The following is a 17,197-nucleotide window of genomic DNA, read 5'->3' as shown; positions in this document are numbered from 1 at the left end:
CTTTCAACGCAAAAGGCTCGTCGCAATTGATTGCCTTAAAGCAGCATTAAGGGCAGCAGATTGGCCGACCGTGTGAACGCGGTCTGTCGCGTGTCATGGCCGAGTTCCGCCTACTCCAACGGCCTCAAATCGGAGCCCATTATATAACCAACATAATACCAGTCAAAGGCCATCAAAAATCCCCTGATAACTGGATTAAGACCAATCAAATCAATTGCTTAAAGCATGTTTATCAACTTGTCAGCAAACACTTTTACGATCAGTACTTTCCCCAATCAACGAACCAGCGGGTGAAATTGGGATCAGGCAAACATTCTTCTGTATTTTTAAGTATTTTAGTATTCGCACGACCGTTCATCTTTGGCACAATAAGGCCGTTAGTTCGGATTCGCAACTAATCTACGAAAACGTACACACGAGAGAGTAAGGCAGATGGGCTGTTCAGATCCGAGCCAGGCCGCCGAAGCCGTGCGGCGCTTCAACCGCTTTTATGCGCGCCATGCGGGCGCGCTCCATGAACGTTTGCACAAGAGCGAATTCTCGCTGACCGAGGTGCGCATCCTGCATGAACTGGCGCATGCGCGCGCTCATACGGCAGCAGACCTGTCGCGCATTCTGGGGCTGGACACCGGCTATCTCAGCCGTCTGATCACCAACTTCCAGAAGCTCGGCTTGATCGCACGCGTCAAGAACGAATCGGATGGCCGTGCGCATCTGCTCGTCATGACGCCTGAGGCCCGCGCGCGTGTCGACGAAATCGACCTGCATATCTCTGCCGAGACCGCGATCATGCTGGAACGGCTCAGCGCAGGCGAAATCGAACAGCTGACTCAGGGCATGGCCGATGTCGAGCGCTTGCTGTCGTCCACGTCGAATCGTTCGATCAGTGCGCGATTGCGAAGTCCGCGCTGCGGCGACTTCGGCTGGATGATCGAGCGTCACGCGCATCTGGACTCGCCCGAACGCGGCAGTCTCGACAACGAAGCACATGCGGCAGACGTCGTCTCGCGCTTTCTCGGCGCGCTGAAATCGAACACGCCGCGTGCTGCCTGCTGGCTGGCCGAACAAGACGGCGCGGCACGCATCGGCGCGGCCGTGCTGATGGGCGAATCCAGCACGCGGGCGCGCATCGAACTGCTGTTCGTCGAGCCGAGTGCGCGTCGTAACGGACTTGGATCGCAACTGGTCGCCGCGTGTACCAACTTCGCGCACGGTGCGGGTTATGCGGACATCGTCTTCAACGTTCCGGAAGCCCGTGAAGACGAGTACGGCCTGTTCCTGCGGACCGGATTCAAGCCGTCGCAAGGAGAAGGTTCGAACGTCGTCTGGCGGCGCGAATTGCGCAAGGCGTATGCCGATTGAGCACGCAGCATGAAAAACGGCGTTCTTTCGAACGCCGTTTTTTGCCTTGCTCGTTGCTTGTTGCTCGTTGCTTGATGCTTAACGCGCGATCAGAACGACGGCACCATGGAGCCCTTGAATTCCGTCTTCATGAACTGCCGCACGTCGTCGGACTGATACGCCGCCACCAGCTTCTTCACCCACGGCTGGTCGCGGTCCTTCGTCCGCACCGCGATCAAATTCGCATACGGGCCGTGCACGTCTTCGAGCGCGATCGCGTCCTTCGTCGGTTGCAGGCCGGCCGCGAGCGCGAAGTTCGTGTTGATGGCGGCGGCATCGACATCGGCGAGCGTGCGTGGTAATTGCGCTGCATCGAGTTCGAGAATCTTGATCTTCTTCGGGTTGTCCGCCACGTCGAGCGCCGTTGCGCTATTGCCGTTCACGCCCGCGCCCGCCTTCAGCTTGATGACGCCCTGCGCCTGCAGGAGCAACAATGCGCGATTCTCGTTCGACGGATCGTTCGGCACCGCGACCTTCGCGCCTTGCGGCAAATCCTTCAACGACTTGAGCTTCTTCGAATACACACCGAGCGGCGAGATATACGTCAGGCCCGCGTTGGTCAGCTTGTAGCCGCGTTGCTTGATCTGGCTGTCGAGATACGGTTGATGCTGAAAGCTGTTGGCGTCGAGATCGCCGGCATCGAGCGCGGCATTCGGCTGGATGTAATCGTTGAACTCGATCACTTTCACGTTGAGACCTTCACGCTTCGCGACCTTCTGCACGACTTGCCAGATTTGCGCGTCCGGGCCGGCGATGGTGCCAACCTTGATGACCTTATCGTCGGCCTGCGCCGTGAGACTCGTGAAGAAAGCGGCCGATGCCGCCACTGCGATCAAACTTTTAAGCAAATTTCTGCGCTGCATGTGTTCCTGTTTCCCTGACTTTCGATACGACTGACTGCGAAATTGCCCGGCGATATTCGCATGCCGGGGCGCTCACGCAAAATACAGAATGCTCATGCCGATATCCCGTTTTCATGAGGCGGATAGAATCATTGCCATGAGCCAACGGGAGTCCAAACCATCATGTATGTGATCAACCTGCGTTACACCGGCGCGCTTGCCGAGATCGACGACGCGCTCGAAGCGCATCGCGAATTCCTCGTGCGTTACTTCGAAGCAGGCGTGTTCGTGATCGCCGGGCCGAAGGTGCCGCGTGAAGGCGGGATCATTCTCGCGTCGGGCATCGACCGGGCGCGGCTCGATGAAATCATCGCGGAAGATCCGTTCGCGCAGCAGCAACTCGCGCATTACGACGTGACCGAGTTCAAGGCGACGCGGCTTGCGCCGGGTTTGAATTTGCCGGAAGCGGCTTCGGATCGCTGAAAAAAACGGCCCTCGATGTGAGGGCCGTTTCGTTTAGTCGATCAATATCTTGAGGTCATGCACCCATGGCTCGACGCCCTGCCCGTCGCGCGCGAACAGACGCAGCTTGCCGTCTTTGTCGAACACATAGCTGGCGGCGGTGTGGTCCATCGTGTAATCGTCGGGGGTCTTGCCTGCGGACTTTGCGTAGTAGACGCGGAAGTCTTTTGCCACCTGCACGAGTTGCGCGTCGTTGGCCGGACGCAAACCGATATATGCGGGATTGAACGCCGCGACATACTGGCCGAGCAAGGGCGCGGTGTCGCGGGACGGGTCGACCGTCACCATCAACACTTGCACGTCTTTCGACTTGTCGCCGAGTTGCTGCATGGCTTGCGAAAGCTCGGCGAGCGTCGTCGGGCAGACATCCGGGCAATGCGTGTAGCCGAAGAACAGCACGACCGCCTTGCCTTTGAAATCCGCGAGCGTGCGCGTCTTGCCCGTGGTATCCGGCAAGGCGAAATCGCTGCCAAACTGCTTGTTGCCGGTGATGTCGAGATTCTTGAAATCCTGCGTTCGCTGGCAGGCCGCAAGCAGCAACGCGCACGCGATGAGCGCGCCGAAACGTCGAAGAAAGCTCGTCATGCGCCGATCACCGTGCGCACGTAATGATCGACCAGCAGCGCCATGAACAGCAGCGATAGATAGATGATCGAATAACGGAAAGTCCTGCGCGCCAAGGCATCCGAATACGTGCGATACATCTTCCACGCGTAGCCCAGAAAGCCCGCGCCGAGCGCAACGGCACTCGCCAGATACACCACGCCGCTCATGCCCGAGATGAACGGCATCAAGGTGACGGCGAACAGAACGATGGTGTACAGAAAGATATTGAGCAGCGTGTACTTCTCGCCATGCGTGACGGGCAGCATGGGCAAGCCCGCATTCTCGTAATCCTTGCGGCGATACAGCGCCAGCGCCCAGAAATGCGGCGGCGTCCACACGAAGATGATGAGCACGAGAATCCAGGCATCGCCGGGAACGTGGCCCGTGACCGCCGCCCAGCCGAGCGCCGGCGGCATGGCGCCGGACGCACCGCCAATGACGATATTCTGCGGCGTATAAGGCTTGAGCAGCAGCGTATAGATGACCGCGTAACCGACGAACGTGGCGATGGTCAGCCACATCGTGAGCGCGTTGGTGAACGTATAAAGCGTCCACATGCCGATGCCGCCGAGCACCGCCGAGAACACGAGAATCTGCATCGTCGTGATCTGGCCGCGCGCGGACGGACGCCACGCGGTGCGGCGCATCTTCGCATCGACCTTTTGCTCGACGAGACAATTGATGGCGAACGCCGCGCCCGCCAGCAACCAGATGCCGACCACGCCGCCAATGAGTTTGTCCCACGGCACCATGCCGGGCGTGGCGAGGAACATGCCGATGACGGCGCAGAACACGGCAAGCTGCGTGACGCGCGGCTTGGTCAGCGCGAGGTATTGCGATACGCGGCTGCCGAGGGGGGAATTGAGTGTCGTGCTATCCATAAGGCGGCGGAATCACGCTGAAACGACATCGCGCGTGGGAACTGCAGCGCGGCCGGGACGGCTGGAGGAGATTCGAAAGTTTAGCATGACGAGCAGCAGCAACAGGATCGCCGCACCGCCGTTATGCGCCACGGCGACAGGCAGCGGCCATTGCAGAACGATGTTCGACATGCCGGTGAGAAACTGAGTGACGATGACCAACAATACGCCATTCGCGGGCCTTCTGAGCGATTCGAAACGCCTGAGTCTTGACGCAAGCCAAAGGAGATACACGACGACCACCACCGCGAACGTGCGATGCGTCCAGTGAATCGCGACGAGCGCATCCTGCGAGATCATGTCGCCGTCGCCGGTCATGCCGAGCGCGCGCCACAGGTGGAAGCCGTGTTCGAAGTTCATCGGCGGAATCCATTGGCCGTTGCAGAGCGGGAAGTCCGTGCAGGCGAGCACCGCGTAGTTGGTGCTGACCCAGCCGCCCAGCGCGATCTGCACGACGAGCAGCAGCAGACCGAAAACGGCGGCGGGCATCCAGCGGGCGGCGGCGGAATCGAGCGAAGGCACGGGCGTCATGCGCGCGGCCAGCCAACCGAGCGTGCCGAGCAGCGCAAGGCCGAGCAACAGATGCGTCGTCACGATCACGGGTTGCAGCTTGAACGTGACGGTCCACGCGCCGAACGCGCCTTGCAGCACGATCAACGCGAGAATGCCGGTCGGCCACCACGGCGAGACATGCAAGGGCCGCTTCTTCACGCGCGCCGTCCACGCGATCACGACCTGCGCGATGATGAGCACGCCGATCGCCATGGCGAAATAACGGTGGAGCATTTCGATCCACGCCTTCGCGAGACTCACCGGGCCGCTGGGCATCGCCTGATAGGCGGCGGCGATCTGTGCATGCGCGATGAACGGCGACGACGTGCCGTAACAGCCCGGCCAGTCGGGACAGCCGAGACCGGAATCGGTCAGGCGCGTGAAGCCGCCGAACATGATGAGATCGAGCGTCAGGAACGTGGTGAGCCACACGAGCTTCCTGAACTTGCCGTCATCCGCCTTGGCCCAGACATACGAAAGCGGCAAGAGCGCGATGCACAGACCGATCAAAGCGAGTTGCAGTACGAACATTTCTTTGGACTCTCACACAGCGCGTCAGCCGATACGCGACCACTTCAACAACTTCGCCAGATCGGCGTTGATCTTTTTCGGATCGGGGTCCTTGGGGAAACGCATCATCAGGTTGCCATTGGGATCGACGAGGAAGATGTGGTCGGTCAGCTTGCTGTTGTCATCGACGGGAAGCCATGCCGCAATTTGCTGCTGATTGGCAATGAACATGCGCGTGTCGGGTTGCGGATACGCGCTTTTGATGACGTCCGACACCGGCTTGTCATCGGTGCGCAGCCAGACATCGACCACGCGGTCGCGCTCGCCGTTTTGCAGCACGCGCACCTGGCGCATGTAGAACAGGCGCTTCACGCACTGCTCGTCGCAATCGCTGCCGTTGACGGTGATCATCAGCCACTTGCCTTCGAACGACTTGAGCGGTGCACTATGGCCGTTTTCATCGACGACCATTAGTTGCGCCGGAACGGGCCGCTGCGGGTCGATCAAGGTGCCGTAGCTCGTCGTGCCGCCCGCAGGCTTGAACACGTAGTACATGAGATACGACGCGATGACCGGCGCCGCGCACACGAGCGCGAGCAACACCAGCATCCAGCGGCCGTTGTACCAGGAGCCGGGTTTCGTCGGCGGGCGTACGCCGCGCGGTTGAGTCGGGGAAGTGCGTTGTGTTTGCATCGTCGAAAGTGATCTATGCGTGATTCGCGGCTTCGTCGTCTTCCGCGAGCGGGTTGTCCTTCTTCGCGGCGCGCCGCGCGGCATACAGTCCGAAGCCGATGGCCGCGACCGCCATGCCCCACCACTGGAGCATGTAGCCGTAATTGCGTTCGACGCCCAGCGTCGGCGCGGGCCAGTCGCGCACGAGTTTGTCGCCGGTGTCGTTGGTCTGCTGGATCACGAACGGCTGCAAGGCGAGTCCGGTTTCCTTCGCATACGCCGCGACATCCAGGTTCTGGCGGATTTCCTGATGCGCCGCCGACCCGCCGCTTCCAAGCTCGAACGCCTGCGATGCATTCGCCCGCGCGATGCCCTGGACATCGACCGTGCCCTTCGGCGTCTCGAACGGCTCGATGCCCGTTCGGTCCGCGAGATTGCGCGGCAACCATCCGCGATTCACGAGCACCGTGCCGCCGCCCACGAGTTTAAGCGGCATCACGACATAAAAGCCGGGCTGGTCGTTATACGGACGATTATCGAGAAACACGGCGCGCTCCGGCATGAACTCACCGCGCGCCTCCACGCGATGAAATTCGATCGACTTGAGCGGAATGACATTCGCCCCGACCGTCTGCGCAGGCGCGTTCTCGAACGCGACGATCTGCGCATTGAGCGCCTCTTTCTGATGCGCGCGGTCCCGCTGCCAGAAGCCGAGCCGCATCGTCACCGCGACCACGATGAGGATCAGCAACGTGGGCAGAAAGCGCACCTTCATAACGCGATCCCGCACCGCGGCATGCGTCGGGCACGCGCACGTGCCGTTGCATCGAGTGAGATAATGAGATGGTTCAATTCAATACTGCTCACTGCTTTTTCCTGAGCACCATTCGCTGGCTGAGTTCATGCATATCTTCGTCGCCATCGCATTCATTCTCATCCTCGGCAGCCTCGGGTCGGCGCTGTATTTCATGATGACCGACAAAGGCCGGACAAAGCGGATGGTATGGTCGCTCGCCGCGCGCGTCGGGCTGTCCATCTCGCTGTTCCTGTTCATCCTGTTCGCGCACTGGATGGGCTGGATTCAATCTTCCGGCATTCCGCTTGGACGATAACCCGCGTCGCGGGTTCTTCCCTACGAGTCCAATTGTCGCGGTAATTTCGTACCGCTGAAAAACACGACGCCGCCCGAGACAGGTCCGGGGCGGCGTCCTTCATACCCATTCCAAGCACATTCGCACGCGGACAAAAACATCCGCGAGACGCGCTTACAGCCAGTACACGACGACGTACAGCCCGAGCCACACGACGTCCACGAAGTGCCAATACCACGCAGCGCCTTCGAACGCGAAGTGATGTTCCGCCGTGAAGTGCCCGCGAATCAGGCGAATCATCACGACGGTCAGCATCGTGCCGCCGAGGAACACGTGGAAGCCGTGGAAGCCGGTCAGCAGGAAGAACGTCGAACCGTACACGCCGGACGAAAGCGTCAGGTTCAGTTCGTTGTACGCGTGGAAATATTCGTAGCCCTGGCAGAACAGGAAGATCACGCCGAGCAGCACCGTCGCCGCCATCCAGATGATCGCCTTTCTGCGGTGATTCTCACGAACCGCATGGTGAGCCACCGTGAGCGTCGCGCCGGAGGACAGCAACAGCGCCGTGTTGATGGTCGGCAGCGGCCATGGCACCATCGCGCGGAAATGCGGCACGAGCGCGGCGGGACCGTTGTTCGGCCACACGGCGGAGAAGTCCGGCCAAATGAGCTTGTAATCGAGGCTGCCGAGTTCGTGCAGCGCGATCTGCCGCGCATAGAACAGCGCGCCGAAGAATGCCGCGAAGAACATGACTTCGGAGAAGATGAACCAGCTCATGCTCCAGCGATACGACACATCCACGCGCTTGCCGTACATGCCGCCTTCGGATTCGGAAATAGCGTCGCCGAACCAGTGCCACAGCACGAACAACACGAACAGCAAGCCGATGAACGTGCCCGCCGGCCCGAAGCTATGCCCGTTCACCCACGACGCCAGCGACGCCAGCATCACCAGCAGACCGCACGCGGCCATGACCGGATGCCGCGACGGATGCGGCACGAAGTAATACGGGCTCTCGTTTTGACCGCTCATTGTTGATTCTCCACTTCGTTCCTGATTGCTTGAGTTGCTTGCCGCCGGGTCATGCGCGCCCGCCGGTCCGTCGATTCTTTAATGCACCACCGCGCGCACGATCAAGAGCAGCACAACGATGAACATCGCCGCGCCGATCACGCCCGCCGCGATCAGATGCAGCGGCTTCAGTTGCGCGGCATCGCTTTCGAGATCCGCGCGGCGGCGCACGCCGAAGAACGACCAGAACACGGCCTTAATTAGCCGGAGGAAGCCGCCTTTCGAAGTTTCCGCGTTCATGGCGTTCATGATCCTTTCGCCACCGACTTCGGCGCATCCAGCTCGAAGAACGTGTAGGAAAGCGTGATGGTCTTCACGTCCTTCGGCAGCTTCGGGTCCACCACGAACACCACCGGCAGGCGTTTCGTTTCATTCGGCAACAGCGTTTGCTGCGTGAAGCAGAAGCATTCGATCTTCTTGAAAAACTCGGTGGCCTGCTTCGGCGCATAACTCGGGATGGCCTGCGCCTTCACCGTGCGATTCTGCTGATTGGTCACCTGGTACATCACCGTCATGACTTCGCCCGGATGAAGATCGAGCGCGTTCTGCTCCGGCTTGAATTGCAGCGGGCCGCGCGCGTTCGCATCGAATTCGACGGAAATCGTGCGGCTCATGTCCACTTGCGTGTTCTTCGCCTCGCGCGCGCCGACATCCTTCTGCACGAGGTTATTGATGCCGGTGATCTGGCAGATCGCGCGGTACATCGGCACCAGCGCGAAGCCGAAGCCGAACATCAGCGCCGCGACGACGCAGAGTTTGACCAGCATCGACCGATTGAACGCGCGATCGACATGCGTTTCTTGCGGTGTTGACACGTTACCCTCGCGACAACAGGTATTGATGAACCACGATACCCACGAAGAAAACGGCGGCGATCAGCATCATGATGATTCCGAGCCGCTTGTTGCCCGCGCGGATTTCCTCGGGCGTGCGTCTTTTTGGTGGATTCGGTGCCATGCGTCCCTGACTTTTCATTCGCGGGACGTTCTTCCCGAACGTCCCGCGATACGTGCTACGTAATTACTCGACCGTCGGCGGATTTTCGAACGTATGGAACGGCGCCGGGCTCGGCACGGTCCATTCGAGTCCTTCCGCGCCATCCCACGGCTTGTCGCTCGCCTTTTCGTGCTCGCCGCCGCCACGATACGTCGGCAGCGCGACCGCGAACAGGAAGTACACCTGCGCAAGACCAAACCCGAACGCGCCGATGGTCGCGATCTGGTTGAAGTCCGTGAACTGCGCCGGGTAGTCCGCATAACGGCGCGGCATGCCGGCGAGACCCAGGAAGTGCATCGGGAAGAAGGTGACGTTGAAGAAGATCATCGACGCCCAGAAGTGGATCTTGCCGCGCATCTCGTTGTACATCCAGCCGGTCCACTTCGGCGACCAGTAGTACCAACCGGAGAACAGCGCGAACAACGATCCCGCCACCAGCACGTAGTGGAAGTGCGCCACCACGTAGTAAGTGCCGTGCATCTGAATGTCGAGCGGGGCCATCGAGAGAATCAGGCCGGTGAAGCCACCCATCGTGAACACGAACAGGAAGCCGATGGCGAACAGCATCGGCGTTTCGAAGCTGATCGCGCCGCGCCACATCGTGGCCACCCAGTTGAACACCTTCACGCCCGTCGGCACGGCAATCAGCATGGTCGCGTACATGAAGAACAACTGACCCGTCACCGGCATGCCGGTCGCGAACATGTGGTGCGCCCACACCATGAACGAGAGAATCGCGATCGATGCGGTGGCATAGACCATCGAGCTATAGCCGAACAGCGGCTTGCGCGAGAACGCCGGAATCACCTGCGACACGATCCCGAACGCCGGCAAGATCATGATGTACACCTCGGGGTGACCGAAGAACCAGAAGATGTGCTGGTACATGACCGGATCGCCGCCGCCCGCCGCGTTGAAGAACGACGTGCCGAAGTGACGATCGAACAGCACCATGGTGATTGCGCCCGCCAGAACCGGCATCACGGCGATCAGCAGGTACGCGGTGATGAGCCACGTCCACGCGAACATCGGCATCTTCATGAGCGTCATGCCGGGCGCGCGCATGTTCAGAATCGTCACGACGATGTTGATGCCGCCCATGATCGACGACGCACCCATGATGTGGACCGCGAAAATCGCGAAGTCCATGCCCGGGCCCATCTGCGTGGAGAGCGGTGCGTAGAGCGTCCAGCCCGCGGCCGTCGCGCCGCCCGGCACGAAGAACGAGCCGACCAGCAACACGGCGGCTGCCGGCAGCAGCCAGAAGCTGAAGTTGTTCATGCGCGCGAACGCCATGTCCGATGCGCCGATCTGCAGCGGCACCATCCAGTTCGCGAAGCCGACGAACGCCGGCATGATCGCGCCGAACACCATGATGAGGCCGTGCATGGTGGTGAGCTGGTTGAAGAACTCGGGCCGCATGATCTGCAGGCCCGGCTCGAACAGCTCGGCGCGAATGCCCAGCGCCATCACGCCGCCGGACAAAAACATGATGAACGAGAACAACAGGTACAGCGTCCCGATGTCCTTGTGGTTGGTGGCGAACAGCCACCGGCGCCAGCCATGCGGCACATCGTGCGCGTGGTCGTCGTGCGCGTGGTCGTGACCCGCGTGTACATCGTGTCCGATGCTAGACATGACAATGATCTCCTAAAGCAAATACTCGGGGCACCTGGCTTAATCCGCCGGCGCTTCGGTTGCCTGGTGGCAGCGAACGAAGCGCGCGACGAGTCATGTCAAGCAGCCGGACTGATTTCCACGCGGCGCGCTTCCTTCGCATCCGTGCCGCCCGTGATGGTTTCGGGCTTCTTCAACACGATGCGGTCTTCCGGCACGCCTGCTGCCTTGAGCGCATCGCGAACGGCTTGTGCGCGCTTCTTGGCGAGATCGGCGTTGAGGTCGGCGTTGCCGGTCGCATCCGTGAAGCCCGACAGCGCGAGCTTCGCGTCCGGGTGAGCTTTCACGTAGGCGGCGGCGGCCTGAACCGCGCTGTTTGCGTCGGCGGGCAAGGCGTCCTTGCCCGTTTCGAAGTAGATGCTGGCGGGAAGCGCGGCCGACTGTTCGGCCGATGCCGCAGCGGGCGCGCTGGTTTCCGCCGCAGGCGCCGCTTCCGATGCAGGCGCAGCCGCCGCCGTGTTGTGATCGCCGCCCTTCGGCATGATGCCGTTGCGTGCATCGAGCACTTGCTTCGGCTGAAGCACGTCGCCGGTGTGATTGCCCCAGTTGTTACGCTCGAACGTGATGACCGATGCGATCTCGACATCGTTCAGCACGCCTTGCCATGAAGGCATCGCGCCCTTGCCGTGCAACACGATATTCACGTGCTCGGCAATCGAACCGTTGGCGACCTTGGAACCGTCGAGCGCCGGGAACTGGCCCGCGCCCTTGCCGGACGGCTGGTGACAGACCGCGCAGTTCGACGTGTAGACCTGCTGGCCGCGCGTCTTCAGTTCTTCCATCGTGTAGGTCTTGAGCGGATCGTCGGCGGAAGCGGCCATTTTCTTCTTCTGCGTATCGACCCACTTGGCGTAGTCATCCGCTGCCAAAACTTCGACAACGACCGGCATGTACGCGTGCTCCTTGCCGCACAGTTCCGTGCAGAAGCCGCGATACGTACCGACCTTCTCCGCCTTGAACCACGTGTCGCGCACGAAGCCGGGAATGGCATCCTGCTTCACGCCGAACGCGGGCACGTACCACGAGTGAACGACATCGTTCGCGGTGGTGATGATGCGCACCTTCTTGTCCACCGGCACCACGAGCGGGTTATCGACCTCTTGCAGATAGAGTTCGGAGATGGGCTTCTGTCCGTTGGTCTCGCTGCGCGGCGTGGACAGCGTGGACAGGAAACTGATGCCCTCGCCCGGTCCCTTCACGTAGTCGTAGCCCCACTTCCACTGATAGCCCGTGACCTTCACGGTGAGGTCGGCGTTGCTGGTGTCCTTCATCGCCACGACGGCCTTGGTCGCGGGCAGCGCCATGCCGATGACGATCAGGAACGGCACGATCGTCCAGATGATTTCGACCGTGGTGCTTTCATGGAAATGCGCAGGCTTGAAGCCCTTGGACTTGCGATGCCTGATCATCGAATAGAACATCACCCCGAACACGCCCAGGAAAATGACGGTACAGATGATGAGCATGAAGATATGGAGGCCGTAGAGCTCCTCGGCGACCTTCGTCACGGGCGGCTGAAAGTTCAGTTCATTGACTGCGGGACCGCCAGGACTGTTGCCGACCGCCAGGGCGACGCCGGCGTTCAGCAGTGAGCCTGCCGCCAGCACGCCCGTGAGGGCTCGCTTGATTGTTTTCATAGCATCCTTACCCAAATTTTCCATTCAAACCCTCGACCCCCCGTGGGCATCCCGCGCCAAGCTGCCCCTCTCAAAGACGTCTGAGCGACGCCTGCAACTCGGCAGCAAACTGTTTGCGGCGATGCTGTGCAAGGTGTTGTCCGATGTTCAACCGTTGACCGCGCGAGACGATCGTGAGCGGCTCTCTCGGTGTCGCGCCCGTTTCGATCCGCACCCAGCGCGGATTGAACTCGAACTGCGTCAGTTCAGCGGCGTTCATTTGCTCGATCAACAACCGGTTTTGGTACAGCCGGATTCGTTCGAAATCGACGGCGTGCCGCGCATAGATCAGAAACGCGACACCGACCACCGTCAGTTCGATTCCGGTGAACGGCAGCACCAGCCAGGCGCCGTTCAAAAGCAGCGAAGTCGCGATGGCGATCGACACCAACGCAAGCGACAGATAGAACCCCACGAACTGGCGGGGCGAAACCGAGCAGTTGCGCTTCATCATCCAGTCCTTGATGAGCGGCTCGGAATCTTCAATTGCGTGGCTCGCCTGCATCGCAACCTCCACCAATCCTCACGAATTCGCTCGGATTTTGCTCAAATTTGTGTCTGTTCAGGCGACAAACTGACGCATTATAGGCGGGATGGGTGGCATCCACAAGCAAGGGTCATAACGGCTGAAACCCAGACGCCACAAGCCTCTGCGCCGTTTTGACGCACCTTTTGGCGGCTCTTTCGAGCGGTAATCTCTGACATAACAACAGCCCTCTTTCCCGCTGTGACATTTCCTTTCAGCGGTTCTTGCGCGGGCCCCGGCCGATATCTTCCAGCCGTACTACACCGTGCCCTTCGGCTGTCACGCGCGGCACGGCCTTCCACGCGTGGCCGTAGATCACTTCGAACGTGAGCGGGATGGTGCCGTCCTCGCGCCGCAAGGCTTCGAGCTTCTCGAAGACCGCGTCGCGTAGCGCTTTCGCATCGGCCGGATGGCCGGCGATCGCGCGCTCGAACGGATATGCGCCCCAGCCCGTCACGTCCTTGAACAACGATTCGGGCGAACGATACGTGATGGTCAACACTTCCTGATCCATCACGGGAATCTCGAAGCCGCTTTCCACGAGCATGTCGCCGAGGTCGTGCATGTCGACGAAATCGATCGTGTGCGGCACGGGCATGAGGCCCAATTGACGCTCGGCTTCGCGATACGCCGCCGCGAGTTCGCGCAGCGTGTCGGGACCGAAGGTGCTGAACATGAGCAGGCCGTTGACCTTGAGCACGCGTTGCCACTCAGGGAAAACCAGATCGGGACGCGCATGCCAATGCAGCGCGAGATTCGACCACAGCATTTCGAACGCGCCCGATGCGAACGGCAGCGATTCGAAATCGGCCTGAGCGAGTTGCGGACCGCGCGCACCGAATGCCTTTGCGAGCGTGCCGGGCAGAAAGCGCCGCCAGCCCGCGCTGTTGTCGGCGTCCGCTTCTTCGGATGTGCGTGCGCGCGCGAGCATCGCGGACGAAATATCGACACCCGTCACCGATGCTTCGGCAAAACGTTCACGCAAGCCGGGCAAGTCCGCGCCGACGCCGCATGCAGCATCGAGCACGCGCATGGGCGCAACTTTGATGTAGTCGAGACGTTCGCGCATGCGCGATGCGATCTCGCGCGGCAGAAAGGACACCTCGCCGAAGCCGTCGGCACGCTGGTCGAAAATCGCGCGCAGGCGGCGCGGATCGTAGGCCGGACGGCTAGTTGTCGGGGAGGTTGAGGACATGACGGTTTTTCGAGGAGAGTGCGAAGTATACTCGGTCGTCTCGAAATAAGCCCTCTCAGACGGCCAATGCGCGGGATAACACTTCGCGCGTCAAGTCGTCGCGCTCTGAAGATCGCCTGTATGTTCATCGTCCATCGTCGTTTGCCGTCTCTTGCGCCTTTGCGTGCATTGACGATGTTCGCGGCGCGCGCCTTGGATCGCGCGCTGCCCGGTCAGTGCGCGCTGTGCGGCAATATGTCGCAAAGTCTTTTATGCGGCGGTTGCGATGAGCAGTACTGGAACGAGCCGCGCTCGCGCTGTGCGACGTGCGCGTTGCCGCTGGCTTCGTCGTCGCGACATGAACAGGACGATGTGCGTTCGCATTGCGCCAAGTGCCTCGACAATCCGCCCTCGTTCAACGACACGCTCGCGCTCGCAGACTATCGCGCGCCGCTCGATACGCTCGCCGTCGAACTCAAGTTCCGCGCGCGGCTCGCGGTCGGCGAGGAATTCGCGCGGCATCTGCGTGACTTGTTCGACAATAGTGGTTTGCCGCTGCCGGACGTGATCGTGCCCGTGCCGCTCTCGTCCAAGCGGCTGATTGCGCGCGGCTACAACCAGGCCTGGGCGATGGCGCGTCCGCTCGCACGCATGCTGAACGTGCCCGCCGATGCATCGCTCGTCGTGCGGCGGGTTCATACCGCGCGCCAATCGCGGCTCGATCTCGATGCGCGCCGCCGCAATGTCGCGGATGCGTTCACCCTCGCGCGCGATGTGCGCGGCAAGCATATCGGCGTCGTCGATGACGTCATGACCTCCGGCGCGACGCTCGATGCGCTGGCACGCACGCTCAAGCTCGCAGGCGCGCGCCGCGTCAGCAATTTCGTGGCGCTGCGCACGCCACAGGACTAACCGCTCAACCACTGCATCTTTATGTTCAATGTCGTTCTCGTCGAACCCGAAATCCCGCCGAACACCGGCAACGTGATCCGCCTGTGCGCGAATACCGGCGCGCGGCTGCATCTGATCGAACCGCTCGGCTTTCCGCTCGACGACGCGAAGTTGCGCCGCGCCGGACTCGACTACCACGAGTACGCCGAAATGAACGTGCATGCGAACTGGGATGCCTTCATCGCGAAGGAAGCGCCCGAGTTGTCGCGCATGTTCGCGTTCACCACGCGCGGCTCGTCGCCGTTCTTCGATCACGCGTTCCGGCCCGGCGACTGGTTCGTGTTCGGCGCGGAAACGCGTGGGCTTTCGGCGGAATTGCTGGACCGTTTTCCCAACGAACAGCGCGTGCGTTTGCCAATGCGTCCCGGCAACCGCAGTCTGAATTTGTCGAATACGGTGGCGATCGTGACGTTCGAGGCGTGGCGTCAGTCAGGATTCGACGGCGGGGCGTGAAGCATCGAGTTCGGCTTGGTAGAGCGCGGCCATCTCGTCCTGAAAGCAGGCAAAAATCACGCGTTCGATGGATGGCGCATGCGGCAACATCTCGATCACGGTCCGCACCGCGATCGGCACGGCCTGTTCAACAGGAAAGTGGTAGATGCCGCAACTGATGGCAGGAAACGCGATGGATTTGCAGTGCGCATCCGCTGCGAGTTGCATGGAACGGCGGTAGCAGCTTGCGAGCAGTTCGGGCTCGCGCTTCGTGCCGCCGCTCCAGCGTGGTCCGACGGCGTGAATCACATATTGCGATGGCAACGCATAACCGCGCGTGATCTTCGCATCGCCGGTTTCGCAGCCGCCGAGCGTCTCGCATTCGCGCAGCAACGCTTTCCCCGCGCGACGATGAATCGCGCCATCGACACCGCCGCCGCCCAGCAACGATTTGTTCGCCGCGTTGACGATGGCATCGACTTCCAGCGTGGTGATATCGACGACCTGAACTTCGAGCATGACCATCGCGCGCCTCCGTGAAACGTCGCGCTATTCGGCCTTCGAATCGCGGCTGAGCAGCGCCTGCACCGCATCGCGCGGCGTCACGTTTTCGAAGAGCACGCGGCATACCGCGTGAGTGATCGGCATCTCGATGCCGCGCGATTGCGAGAGCCGCAGCACGGCGCGCGCGCAACGCACGCCTTCGGCCACATGGCCCAAAGCCGCGAGAATTTCGTCGAGCGTGCGGCCACTGGCAAGCTGAACGCCGACCGTGCGATTGCGTGATAAATCACCCGTCGCGGTGAGAATCAGATCGCCTAAGCCAGTCAAACCGTTGAACGTTTCCGCGCGTCCGCCGAGCGCGACGCCCAGCCGCGACATTTCCGCGAGACCGCGCGTGATGATCGCGGCGCGCGCGTTCAGACCGAGGCCGAGGCCATCGGAGATGCCGGTCGCAATCGCCAGCACGTTCTTCACCGCGCCGCCGACTTCGACGCCGATGACGTCATCGCCCGTATAGATACGCATGGCGCCGTGATGAAACGCGGCGACCGTGCGCGCCCCCAACTCCGCCGATGCGCTCGCCACCGTCAACGCCACCGGCAAGCCCTGCCCGACTTCGCGCGCGAAACTTGGGCCCGACAACGTGCCATTGCTGCGGTGCCCGACGAGTTCCGCCGCTACGACCTGATTCGGGAGGCATTGCGTATCGGCTTCGAAGCCCTTGCAGAGCCAGAGAATATGTTCGGGGACGACGTTCGCTTGCTGCATCGCACGACACAGCGCGCGTAGACCGGCCACGGGCGTGGCCACGACGCACAGCGCATCCGCCGCGCGGGCGTGCGTGAGCGCCGCGCCAAGATCCGCGGTGTACGCGAGCGCATGCGGCAGCGAAACGCCCGCAAGATAGCGCGTGTTTTCGTGCGTGCGAGAGAGGGATTCGATGAGCGCGCCATCGCGCGCCCAGAGCAACGTATCGTGCCGTGCCGCGAGGTGGCCCGCCAGAGCGGTGCCCCACGCGCCGGCGCCGAGAACGGCTACTTTCATGCTCGGCTCCGGATTGGCTGAAAGCGCAGA

At 61.4% G+C, this 17,197-nt stretch carries 21 protein-coding genes; 5 read left to right on the top strand and 16 right to left on the bottom strand.

Annotated features, from left to right (window positions below; genetic code table 11):
* The first annotated feature begins 432 nt into the window (after positions 1 to 432).
* Complete coding sequence (locus ACZCWR_RS03825) at positions 433 to 1,362, top strand: bifunctional helix-turn-helix transcriptional regulator/GNAT family N-acetyltransferase (RefSeq protein ID WP_487302406.1); 930 nt, start codon at positions 433 to 435, stop codon at positions 1,360 to 1,362.
* Between the two features lie 89 nt (positions 1,363 to 1,451).
* Here ACZCWR_RS03825 and ACZCWR_RS03820 read toward each other — a convergent pair whose 3' ends face one another.
* On the bottom strand, positions 1,452 to 2,264 hold the full coding sequence (locus ACZCWR_RS03820) for a MetQ/NlpA family ABC transporter substrate-binding protein (protein ID WP_487302405.1): 813 nt from the start codon (positions 2,262 to 2,264) through the stop codon (positions 1,452 to 1,454).
* A 162-nt stretch (positions 2,265 to 2,426) separates the two neighbouring features.
* Between ACZCWR_RS03820 and ACZCWR_RS03815 the strand changes: the two genes are divergently transcribed.
* Complete coding sequence (locus ACZCWR_RS03815) at positions 2,427 to 2,726, top strand: YciI family protein (protein WP_487302404.1); 300 nt, start codon at positions 2,427 to 2,429, stop codon at positions 2,724 to 2,726.
* Positions 2,727 to 2,759: 33 nt separating this feature from the next.
* Here ACZCWR_RS03815 and ACZCWR_RS03810 read toward each other — a convergent pair whose 3' ends face one another.
* Genes ACZCWR_RS03810 through ACZCWR_RS03790 form a run of 5 tightly spaced genes read right to left on the bottom strand, consistent with a single transcriptional unit; the run spans position 2,760 to position 6,800 of the window.
* Entirely contained in the window at positions 2,760 to 3,350 is a 591-nt protein-coding gene (locus ACZCWR_RS03810; protein WP_487302403.1) for an SCO family protein, read from the bottom strand.
* Positions 3,347 to 4,252: a heme o synthase gene (cyoE, locus tag ACZCWR_RS03805; RefSeq protein ID WP_487302402.1), complete on the bottom strand. Its 906-nt coding sequence runs from the start codon at positions 4,250 to 4,252 to the stop codon at positions 3,347 to 3,349. Before cyoE ends, ACZCWR_RS03810 begins: the two co-directional genes overlap by 4 nt.
* A 12-nt stretch (positions 4,253 to 4,264) precedes the next feature.
* Positions 4,265 to 5,374 (bottom strand): COX15/CtaA family protein, encoded by a 1,110-nt coding sequence (locus ACZCWR_RS03800; RefSeq protein ID WP_487302401.1) that lies wholly within the window; start codon positions 5,372 to 5,374, stop codon positions 4,265 to 4,267.
* A gap of 24 nt (positions 5,375 to 5,398) precedes the next feature.
* Complete coding sequence (locus ACZCWR_RS03795; RefSeq protein ID WP_487302400.1) at positions 5,399 to 6,046, bottom strand: SCO family protein; 648 nt, start codon at positions 6,044 to 6,046, stop codon at positions 5,399 to 5,401.
* A gap of 13 nt (positions 6,047 to 6,059) precedes the next feature.
* On the bottom strand, positions 6,060 to 6,800 hold the full coding sequence (locus ACZCWR_RS03790) for an SURF1 family protein (protein WP_487302399.1): 741 nt from the start codon (positions 6,798 to 6,800) through the stop codon (positions 6,060 to 6,062).
* Positions 6,801 to 6,927: 127 nt separating this feature from the next.
* On the opposite strand from ACZCWR_RS03790, the gene ACZCWR_RS03785 reads away from it, so the two are divergent.
* Positions 6,928 to 7,137: a twin transmembrane helix small protein gene (locus ACZCWR_RS03785; RefSeq protein ID WP_487302398.1), complete on the top strand. Its 210-nt coding sequence runs from the start codon at positions 6,928 to 6,930 to the stop codon at positions 7,135 to 7,137.
* Positions 7,138 to 7,290: 153 nt separating this feature from the next.
* On the opposite strand, the gene ACZCWR_RS03780 is transcribed toward ACZCWR_RS03785, so the two are convergent.
* From ACZCWR_RS03780 to ACZCWR_RS03745, 8 genes are all read right to left on the bottom strand, one after another.
* Positions 7,291 to 8,148, bottom strand: a complete 858-nt coding sequence (locus tag ACZCWR_RS03780; RefSeq protein WP_487302397.1) for a cytochrome c oxidase subunit 3 — start codon at positions 8,146 to 8,148, stop codon at positions 7,291 to 7,293.
* A gap of 78 nt (positions 8,149 to 8,226) precedes the next feature.
* Positions 8,227 to 8,427: a DUF2970 domain-containing protein gene (locus tag ACZCWR_RS03775; RefSeq protein WP_487302396.1), complete on the bottom strand. Its 201-nt coding sequence runs from the start codon at positions 8,425 to 8,427 to the stop codon at positions 8,227 to 8,229.
* Positions 8,428 to 8,432: 5 nt separating this feature from the next.
* The gene (locus ACZCWR_RS03770) at positions 8,433 to 9,002 is read right to left on the bottom strand and encodes a cytochrome c oxidase assembly protein (RefSeq protein ID WP_487302395.1); all 570 of its coding nucleotides are present in this window, start codon (positions 9,000 to 9,002) and stop codon (positions 8,433 to 8,435) included.
* A gap of 1 nt (position 9,003) precedes the next feature.
* The gene (locus ACZCWR_RS03765) at positions 9,004 to 9,144 is read right to left on the bottom strand and encodes a cytochrome oxidase small assembly protein (RefSeq protein ID WP_487303230.1); all 141 of its coding nucleotides are present in this window, start codon (positions 9,142 to 9,144) and stop codon (positions 9,004 to 9,006) included.
* A 63-nt stretch (positions 9,145 to 9,207) separates the two neighbouring features.
* Positions 9,208 to 10,821, bottom strand: coding sequence for a cytochrome c oxidase subunit I (gene ctaD, locus ACZCWR_RS03760; RefSeq protein ID WP_487302394.1), 1,614 nt, complete (start codon positions 10,819 to 10,821; stop codon positions 9,208 to 9,210).
* Between the two features lie 98 nt (positions 10,822 to 10,919).
* A complete protein-coding gene (gene coxB, locus ACZCWR_RS03755; RefSeq protein ID WP_487302393.1) occupies positions 10,920 to 12,521 on the bottom strand; it encodes a cytochrome c oxidase subunit II in 1,602 nt (533 codons plus the stop codon).
* Positions 12,522 to 12,567: 46 nt separating this feature from the next.
* Positions 12,568 to 13,041, bottom strand: coding sequence for a DUF2244 domain-containing protein (locus ACZCWR_RS03750; RefSeq protein ID WP_487302392.1), 474 nt, complete (start codon positions 13,039 to 13,041; stop codon positions 12,568 to 12,570).
* Positions 13,042 to 13,276: 235 nt separating this feature from the next.
* Positions 13,277 to 14,257 carry a methyltransferase domain-containing protein gene (locus ACZCWR_RS03745; protein WP_487302391.1) on the bottom strand — a complete coding sequence of 327 codons (981 nt, stop codon included), beginning with the start codon at positions 14,255 to 14,257 and terminating at the stop codon, positions 13,277 to 13,279.
* 120 nt (positions 14,258 to 14,377) lie between these two features.
* Here ACZCWR_RS03745 and ACZCWR_RS03740 point away from each other — a divergent pair, with 120 nt between their 5' ends.
* Entirely contained in the window at positions 14,378 to 15,148 is a 771-nt protein-coding gene (locus ACZCWR_RS03740; RefSeq protein WP_487302390.1) for a ComF family protein, read from the top strand.
* Positions 15,149 to 15,169: 21 nt separating this feature from the next.
* Entirely contained in the window at positions 15,170 to 15,640 is a 471-nt protein-coding gene (gene trmL / locus ACZCWR_RS03735; RefSeq protein WP_487302389.1) for a tRNA (uridine(34)/cytosine(34)/5-carboxymethylaminomethyluridine(34)-2'-O)-methyltransferase TrmL, read from the top strand.
* Here the strand turns inward: trmL and ACZCWR_RS03730 are convergent.
* Entirely contained in the window at positions 15,617 to 16,144 is a 528-nt protein-coding gene (locus tag ACZCWR_RS03730; RefSeq protein ID WP_487302388.1) for an O-acetyl-ADP-ribose deacetylase, read from the bottom strand. The two genes, trmL and ACZCWR_RS03730, sit on opposite strands and share 24 nt — an antisense overlap.
* A gap of 24 nt (positions 16,145 to 16,168) precedes the next feature.
* Positions 16,169 to 17,167, bottom strand: coding sequence for an NAD(P)H-dependent glycerol-3-phosphate dehydrogenase (locus tag ACZCWR_RS03725; protein WP_487302387.1), 999 nt, complete (start codon positions 17,165 to 17,167; stop codon positions 16,169 to 16,171).
* Positions 17,168 to 17,197: the final 30 nt, after the last annotated feature.

This window comes from Caballeronia sp. A2-2 (genome assembly GCF_057612605.2).
The sequence above is the reverse complement of the archived record's forward strand: the minus strand, read 5'-3'. Positions and strand labels throughout refer to the sequence as shown.

Excerpts from the sequence above, each read along its gene's own strand:
- ACZCWR_RS03740 (WP_487302390.1), top strand. The coding sequence starts at position 14,378 with ATGTTCATCGTCCATCGTCGTTTGCCGTCTCTTGCGCCTTTGCGTGCA.
- ACZCWR_RS03725 (WP_487302387.1), bottom strand. The coding sequence starts at position 17,167 with ATGAAAGTAGCCGTTCTCGGCGCCGGCGCGTGGGGCACCGCTCTGGCG.
- ACZCWR_RS03775 (WP_487302396.1), bottom strand. The coding sequence starts at position 8,427 with ATGAACGCGGAAACTTCGAAAGGCGGCTTCCTCCGGCTAATTAAGGCC.
- ACZCWR_RS03810 (WP_487302403.1), bottom strand. The coding sequence starts at position 3,350 with ATGACGAGCTTTCTTCGACGTTTCGGCGCGCTCATCGCGTGCGCGTTG.
- ACZCWR_RS03730 (WP_487302388.1), bottom strand. The coding sequence starts at position 16,144 with ATGGTCATGCTCGAAGTTCAGGTCGTCGATATCACCACGCTGGAAGTC.
- ACZCWR_RS03825 (WP_487302406.1), top strand. The coding sequence starts at position 433 with ATGGGCTGTTCAGATCCGAGCCAGGCCGCCGAAGCCGTGCGGCGCTTC.
- ACZCWR_RS03815 (WP_487302404.1), top strand. The coding sequence starts at position 2,427 with ATGTATGTGATCAACCTGCGTTACACCGGCGCGCTTGCCGAGATCGAC.
- ACZCWR_RS03780 (WP_487302397.1), bottom strand. The coding sequence starts at position 8,148 with ATGAGCGGTCAAAACGAGAGCCCGTATTACTTCGTGCCGCATCCGTCG.
- ACZCWR_RS03790 (WP_487302399.1), bottom strand. The coding sequence starts at position 6,800 with ATGAAGGTGCGCTTTCTGCCCACGTTGCTGATCCTCATCGTGGTCGCG.
- cyoE (WP_487302402.1), bottom strand. The coding sequence starts at position 4,252 with ATGGATAGCACGACACTCAATTCCCCCCTCGGCAGCCGCGTATCGCAA.
- trmL (WP_487302389.1), top strand. The coding sequence starts at position 15,170 with ATGTTCAATGTCGTTCTCGTCGAACCCGAAATCCCGCCGAACACCGGC.
- ACZCWR_RS03800 (WP_487302401.1), bottom strand. The coding sequence starts at position 5,374 with ATGTTCGTACTGCAACTCGCTTTGATCGGTCTGTGCATCGCGCTCTTG.
- ACZCWR_RS03750 (WP_487302392.1), bottom strand. The coding sequence starts at position 13,041 with ATGCAGGCGAGCCACGCAATTGAAGATTCCGAGCCGCTCATCAAGGAC.
- coxB (WP_487302393.1), bottom strand. The coding sequence starts at position 12,521 with ATGGAAAATTTGGGTAAGGATGCTATGAAAACAATCAAGCGAGCCCTC.
- ACZCWR_RS03785 (WP_487302398.1), top strand. The coding sequence starts at position 6,928 with ATGCATATCTTCGTCGCCATCGCATTCATTCTCATCCTCGGCAGCCTC.
- ACZCWR_RS03795 (WP_487302400.1), bottom strand. The coding sequence starts at position 6,046 with ATGCAAACACAACGCACTTCCCCGACTCAACCGCGCGGCGTACGCCCG.
- ctaD (WP_487302394.1), bottom strand. The coding sequence starts at position 10,821 with ATGTCTAGCATCGGACACGATGTACACGCGGGTCACGACCACGCGCAC.
- ACZCWR_RS03820 (WP_487302405.1), bottom strand. The coding sequence starts at position 2,264 with ATGCAGCGCAGAAATTTGCTTAAAAGTTTGATCGCAGTGGCGGCATCG.
- ACZCWR_RS03765 (WP_487303230.1), bottom strand. The coding sequence starts at position 9,144 with ATGGCACCGAATCCACCAAAAAGACGCACGCCCGAGGAAATCCGCGCG.
- ACZCWR_RS03745 (WP_487302391.1), bottom strand. The coding sequence starts at position 14,257 with ATGTCCTCAACCTCCCCGACAACTAGCCGTCCGGCCTACGATCCGCGC.